Source organism: Streptomyces fuscichromogenes (assembly GCF_014645815.1).
Classification (GTDB): Bacteria; Actinomycetota; Actinomycetes; order Streptomycetales; family Streptomycetaceae; genus Streptomyces; species Streptomyces fuscichromogenes.
The window spans coordinates 1-6,675 of record NZ_BMML01000070.1 but is presented as its reverse complement, the minus strand read 5'-3'; the positions used below and the strand labels follow the sequence as shown (position 1 = coordinate 6,675).

The following is a 6,675-nucleotide window of genomic DNA, read 5'->3' as shown; positions in this document are numbered from 1 at the left end:
GACTGCTTGAGCAGCTCGGCGTGGTGCAGGTCGAGCGCGTCGACCGGCTCGGCCTCGGTCTCGGGGGCGAGGACCAGCTGCTGCAGCTGCTCCTGGTCGACCGGCTCGGCGGTCGCGGTCTCGATCACAGCCGCTTCCGCGCCGTCCCCGGCCTGCAGGACCTCGACACCCGTCTGCGCGGCGAGGGCCTGCCGCAGCAGCTCCTCCTGGTGCGGGTGGACCTTGGCGGCCTCATCCGCGGCGGCGACCAGCTCCTGCAGGTGCTCCGGGTCCACGGTGCCGTGCCCGGCCTCGATCGCGTCGTCGACCTTCTGCACCTGCTCGGCGAGGGCGGCGCGCTGCTCGGCCTTCTCCGCGTTGACCTGGTCGCGCTCGACCAGCCGGTAGGCGTTCTTCAGGCGGTGGTGCATCGCCTTGCTGGCGTCGTCGGCCGTGTCCAGCTCACGCGAGCGGGCGGTGCGCACCAGCAGGTCCTCGGCGTCGAACCCGCGCTCCTCGACGGTGCGGGCCAGCCGCATGAGGGAGCCGTACGCCTCGCCGCTGCTCACGCGGGCGTAGTCCTCCGGGCCCAGCGCGCCGAGCAGGGCCTTGCCGAACCGCTTCTCGGCGTCCTGGTCCTTGACCCCGGCCCACGCCGGCTGGATCGCGGCGAGGTGCTCGCGGCGCTCCAGCTCGGCGGCGATGGCCTGGGTGGCGGTCTGCTGCGTGCCGGAGCGCTGCAGCGTCTGGTCGAGCACCGACAGGTAGTGCGGGACGTCCTCGTCCTTGACGCCGTCGCCGTCCCGGTGGGTGATGACGTAGGCCCAGTTCCCGTCCTGGCCTCGGGTGAGGCTGACGTACAGGGCCTCGCGGGAGGTCTGCTCGTCGACCAGCGAGTGGCACGGGCCCACCGTGCGGCCCTGCGCGCCGTGCACCGTGGACGCGTACGCCAGCTCGACGTGCGTCTGGACGTAGGCGGCGGGCAGGTGCATCCGCGAGCCGTCCTCCAGCTGCACCATCAGGGCGCCGTTGTCGCTGATCCCGGTGACGGTGGCGGTCAGCCGGTTGGTGGCGAACTGCCCGCCCTCGCCCGCGATGTGGCGGTCGTTGCGGCGCATCTGGATGACGTCGCCGCGACCGGCCTTGGTCTCGACGCCGTACTTCTGCCCGGTGCGCAGCGCGACGCCGTCCTCCTCGACCAGGCCGGCGCGGACCAGGTCGGCGCGGGCGCGGGCGGACAGCTCGGCGGCCGTCTCGTTGTCGGGGGCGACCAGCAGCGGGTTCCGCCCGGCCAGCTGGTCGGTGACCCATCCCTGGTAGGCGCGCTCCTTCATCTCCTCGGCGCTGCCGCCCCTGAACCGCTTGTGCAGCTCGTACTGGGCGAGTGCCTCGGTGTTGCCCTCGCGCAGCTGCAGGGACGCCTTGGCCTCCCACTCGCGGACCTTCGACTCGCCGGTGACGGGGTCGATGTCGCGGAAGCGCCGGACCTCTTCGAGCGTGTGGACGCCGGGCATCTCCTCGGCGAGCTGGCCGAACATGCCGCCCGCGCCGACCGCCGTGAGCTGGTGGTGGTCGCCGCTGCCGATCATCTTGGCGCCGCACGCCTCGACCAGGGCCCGCACGCGGTCCATGTCGCGGGTGTTGGTCATGCCGGCCTCGTCGACGATGACCAGCGTGCCGGGCGCGATGCGGTACTTGTCCGCGTCGGGAACGTTCTTCCCCGCGGCCATGTCGGCGTGCTTCTTGAGCAGCATGGAGATGTTGGCGACGTTGGTCAGACCCTCGTCGGCGAGGACCTGGGCAGCGCGCTCACCGCTGGCCAGACCGATGACCTGGCGGCCTTCGTGCGCCTCCCACACCTCGGTCAGCGCGGCGAGGGTGTAGGACTTGCCCGCTCCGGCCGGGCCGATCAGCAGGTCGAGCTTGCGCCCGGACGTCGCCGCGCTGCGGACGAAATCGGCCTGCTTGCCCTTGAGTCCGCGCCGGGCGATGACCTCCTCGACCAGCTCGCTGGGCACCGTGGGACCGCCGCGCTCACCTGCGAAGGTGCGCATCCGCTCCTCGGTCGCGATGTGGCTCTCGGTCGAGAACCGGTTCACGTTGTTGTCGGCCGGCTCGTAGACGAAGGACCCGTCCGCGCGCTGCAGCTCGACGGGGATCTCGACCATGTGCGGCGCGGTCGCGCAGACCACGCCGTTGTCGGTGGCCGGGTCCAGCGCCTCGTCCGCGAGACGGTTGAGCAGGTCGCGGACCTCGTGGGCCTCCATCCCGCCCAGCGTGTCCGGCAGCTGCCGGTTCAGCTCGACGATCAGGTCCGCCCGGCGCCACGTCGCCTTCTGCTCCTGGACCGCGGCGACGGCGCGCTGCTGGATGACCGCCGGGTCGAACTCCTTGTACGGGCGGTGCAGGTCGTGGAGCAGGGACTCGTGCTCGACCTGGTCGGGGACGTTGGCCAGCGAGTCGCGGAAGCGCTCCTTGCTGAACGCCTCCCACCGGTCGAGCAGCTGCTCACGGGTGACGGCGTCGTGCTTCTTCGCCTGCCGCTGCTGCAGCGTGACGTCCTCGGACATCCGGGCCAGCACGTACGGGCTCGGCGCGTGGCCGTACCGGTCCTCGTACGCCTTGGCGACCTCGGCGACCTCGGCCTTGATGGCCACGCGGCGGGAGGAGAACCCGTCGCGCAGGTCCTGCTCGATGCCGACGATCTCGCGGGCCTTGCCGTCGGGGCGGGTCATGAACCGCACGCCGTCGGTGCGCTCCAGCTCCTGCTCGGCGATCCGCTCGGCGAGGTGGCCCACGGCCTGCTTGTTCACCCACAGCCCGTTCCCGTCGACCGATCCCCAGGTCACGCGCTCTTCGCCGGTCACCGGGTCGATCTCGACGGCCTTGATCTTGTTCAGGACCGTGGCGTGGACGTGCAGCTGGGGGTCGTCCTCACGGCTCGTGTGCTGGGCCCAGGCGGAGACGATGAAGCCCTCGCCCTTGACGTAGCGGCCGGTCGAGCGGCCCTCGACCTTCTTCCCGTGGTGGCCCAGCCGGGTGTAACCGGCCTCCTCCTGCATCTGCTCCAGGCCGGCCTTGACCCCGGCCTTCCAGGCGTCCCAGACACGGTCCGCCTTCGCGGCGTACTGCTCGGCGCCTTCCAGGTCGCCGGCCTCGCGGCACTGTGCGGCCTTCACCTGCAGGCTCGCGTGATAGACGCTCCAGGACTTCGGCGCGGAGAACGTCAGGTCGTAGTACAGCGTCGCCGACGGCGAGTGCTTCCTGGTGTCCAGCTCGATCGCCTTGACACGCTCCGGAGTCAGCTCGACCCCCGGCGTCTTCGCCCTGGCCTCGCTCAGCGCGGCCTCGAACCGCTTCTGGAAGCTCTTCTCGTAGTTCTTCGGCGCGTTCCCCAGCCGGGCGTCCTTGCGGATCCGCTTCTCGGCCTTGGCGTACTCCGGCGTGCCCTCCTCGTGGGGGATCGCCGCGAGACGCTCGTACATCTCGTCGCGCTTGCGGGGGTCGATCCAGTCCTTGTAGAGGTCCGTGAAGACCTCGTTGTCGACCGTTCCGGTCAGCCCCAGCTCGGCCGCGCCGTCGCCGAGCCAGTAGCCGGGCGGCTCGCCCTGCAGGTCCACGCTCCGGGCGTAGTAGTGCTCAGCACCGGCCGCTACCTCACGGGTGAGGTAGGCGGGGTCTGAACCTGCGGAGATCGAAAGCATCGCGACTCAGAGTAGGCGATTTTCAAGATCATTAACACCCATTGGATCGTGATGCATAGGTGTGAGGGCTTGTGGTCGTTGCATCTAGTTCTACGGTCTGCTGTCGGTCTAAATGATCAAGATGAGAGATGGGGTCCGATGACCTTGGTCGGCAGAGGGTCAAAGAGGGTGGTCCAACGGTGGGATTGGGGCCGTCCCGGCTCCTGCTGCGGGGCCTCCGGGCTGCCGCGACGGGCTTGGACCGGCGCGCGGTTTGTAGCGAAATGTGCCGCTCGGCGGCTGACTGCTGCGCCCCCACCTGCGGCGCGCTCGTGGGAGCGCCCACCGGGCGGCCGACGCCCAAACGTGGCGGGCACGCTGGCCACCCACCGGGCCCGTGCGCTACGGTCGGGCTCGACGTCATCGACCCCCGTGCGGACCCCCGCCCGGGGGTCGACTGTTACCAAGGGTCGGACGCGAGGACGGCCACGCACCGCTCACCACCCCAGCCCGGCCGGCGCGCTCGCGCGGCGGCCGGTGACTCCCCACCCGCCCCGCTCACCGGTCGACGGAGAGTGACGTTCCCCGTGCGCGGGCGGGCGCCTCGACGGGCGCCCGCGTGGTGACGCTCACCAGCCGGTGACGGCTCACCGGTCACCAGACCCCCCGGCCTTCCTCACCACCAGGTGGTGAGTCCCGCCCCGCGACGGGGTGGTGAGCGGTGAGCCGGGCAGGGGCGGCGGAGCGGCGGCGGGCTGGTGAGTGTCACCACGGGCCGGGGGAGTCGGGGTGGTGAGCGTCACCACATCGACAAAGCGATCGGCGGGCCTCGGCTGGTGAGTGGTGAGGCTGCTCCGCGACGTGCAGTCTGCTCACCGGTGAGCCACTGGTGAGCCGCTCCCCAACGCAACCCGGCCCCGGACGGATGTCCGGGGCCGGTGGTGAGCAGGCGGTCAGAAGAGCGGGTTCTGCAGGGCGCCGCTGGGGTTGCCCGCGGCGAGCGCGGCGGCGATGGCGGCCTCGATCTCCTCGGCTCCGTCGGCGGCGGCGATGGCGGCCTGGACCGCCCGCGCCCGCCCCACCGCGCCGCGCACGTCGGCCAGCGCGTGACCGGCAAGTCGCCTCCGAGCTGCGGCGTCGCGGTTGTTGTCGCCCCGGGTGCCGAGCAGCCAGTGGCGCGGCTGCTGGCACGGCGGCTCGTCGCAGGTGTGCCGCACGACGTGGCCGGCGGGGATCGAATCGGGCCCGTGGGCGAGGCGGAAGCCGAACAGATGGGCGGGGACGACCCTGCTCGTGGCGGTGGTGTGCGACCCGGCGCGGAAGGTTCCGTGGGCGGTGTCGGTCAGTCCGCCGGTCCACCACCAGCACTGGTCCGGGCCGCGCCGAAGGACGTGGCTCCAGTAGCGCGCGACGGTCTCACCATCGGCCAGCAGCTGCGCCCACCCCACCGGAACTGGTGACTGCGGGAGCCCTTCCTCACCACCTTCGGGCGGCTCAGGGTGGTGAGGCTCACCAGTGAGATGGTGAGCGTCGGGGTGGTGAGCCGTGCTCCCGTGAGGGCCTGGTGAACTCACCACGCTCACCACCTCACCAGTCCGGCCGGGCCGGGACGGGTCGCGGTGGGGACTCGGTCGGGTCCGCTCCTCACCAGTCGGGCCTGCGGCCACGGCTCCTCCCTCACCACCTCACCATCGCTGTACGTGATCGTCACCGTGGTGTCGCCGCGGTCGGCGTCGTACTCGGCGCTGGTGAAGAAACGCCACCCTTCGGGGTCGCCGTAGATCCACACCCACGCTCCGGTGAGCACGTGGGCGAGATCCTTCACGCGGACGTCCTGCACCTGCGGCTCCCAACCGGCCGGCGTCGCGGCGGCGGGCTGCTCGTCGTCCTGGTCCTCGTCGTCGGGCCCGTGCTGGGAGGCGTGTTCGGCGGTGGCCTCGATGTCCAGCTCGCCGTTGCCGCGGTACAGCAGGGTGGCGCCGTCCTCGTCGACCTCGGTGTACGGGGGCAGGGTGTCGTCGGCGTCCGGGTCGTCGGTGCCGTAGGTGCGTCGGCCGCACGTGGGGCAGCGGAACAGGTCCTCGCCCTCCACCTGGATCGGCTCGGTCGCGGCCCGGCACTCGGGGCAGGGGGGCGTGACGGACATCACGCCTCCCCGGTGCGGAGGGATTCGGCGATCCGGGCGAGGGCGCCGGGCGCCTCGATCCACTCGGCGAGGGACTCGACGGTCTTCGTCGACCGCCGGGCCCGCCACAGGGTGCCCGCCTCCTGCAGCGCCTCGGACAGGGCGATGACCTCCTGGGTGCCGAGCATCCCGCTCAGTTCGGCCAGCCGGTCGGCCTCGGCGAAGTCGCCGTCGCCCGCCGCGCCGTCGGCGGCGGCCATCAGTTCGTCGCCGCGCCGCATCGCGTGCGCGAGGTCGGCCCGCAACAGGTCCGGCAGGGGCTCCGCGGCGCCGGAGACGACGGCCAGCTCGCGGTACCACCAGGTCCCGTCCGGGCGGCGGGCCAGCTGTCCGCCCGGACCGACGGTGTGCGCGGGGGCGATCGGGCGGAAGAGCAGGGCGTCGGGATGCGGGGGAACGACGTCGTGCCACGGGCGGGTGCTCGGGGTGGTCACGGGCGGCTCCCGTCGTCGGCCGGCGGCTCCTCGGCGGGCCGCGCCTGGATGTCGAAGCTGGGGTAGCCGAAGCCGTCGATGTCGTAGGTGCCGCGCTGGAACGCCACCACCTCGTGGTCGTCGCCGAGTTCGTCGGCGACCTGGCCCAGCAGCTCGACCGCCCCGTCGAGGAGGGTCCCTCCCAGCCGGGCCAAGGGCGTGCCGCCCGCGCGCCACTGGACGACGTCGTACAGCTCCCACCCGTCGGCGGCGGAGTCCTTGTCGAGCAGTTCCCCGGGGAACCAGGCGAGCACGTGGGTGGTCGGCTGCAGCGCCCCGGATTCCCCGGTGCCTCCGCAGTGCCCGCACCGGCCGTCTCCGTCGGACTGCGCGCGCCGCTGGGTGTCCCGCTCGG

Annotated in this window: 5 protein-coding genes; all 5 read right to left on the bottom strand. The window is 72.2% G+C overall.

The features are described from left to right. A partial coding sequence (mobF, locus tag IEZ11_RS49860; protein ID WP_229713990.1) for a MobF family relaxase occupies positions 1-3,683 on the bottom strand: 3,683 nt, incomplete at its 3' end. Between the two features lie 932 nt (positions 3,684-4,615). Continuing rightward, on the bottom strand, positions 4,616-5,110 hold the full coding sequence (locus IEZ11_RS49855) for an HNH endonuclease (protein WP_189269762.1): 495 nt from the start codon (positions 5,108-5,110) through the stop codon (positions 4,616-4,618). Between the two features lie 131 nt (positions 5,111-5,241). After that, on the bottom strand, positions 5,242-5,808 hold the full coding sequence (locus IEZ11_RS49850; RefSeq protein ID WP_189269761.1) for a zf-TFIIB domain-containing protein: 567 nt from the start codon (positions 5,806-5,808) through the stop codon (positions 5,242-5,244). Beyond that, on the bottom strand, positions 5,808-6,281 hold the full coding sequence (locus IEZ11_RS49845) for a hypothetical protein (protein WP_189269760.1): 474 nt from the start codon (positions 6,279-6,281) through the stop codon (positions 5,808-5,810). The genes IEZ11_RS49850 and IEZ11_RS49845 overlap by 1 nt, the downstream gene beginning before the upstream one ends. Further along, a partial coding sequence (locus IEZ11_RS49840) for a hypothetical protein (protein WP_189269759.1) occupies positions 6,278-6,675 on the bottom strand: 398 nt, incomplete at its 5' end. The genes IEZ11_RS49840 and IEZ11_RS49845, both read right to left, overlap by 4 nt.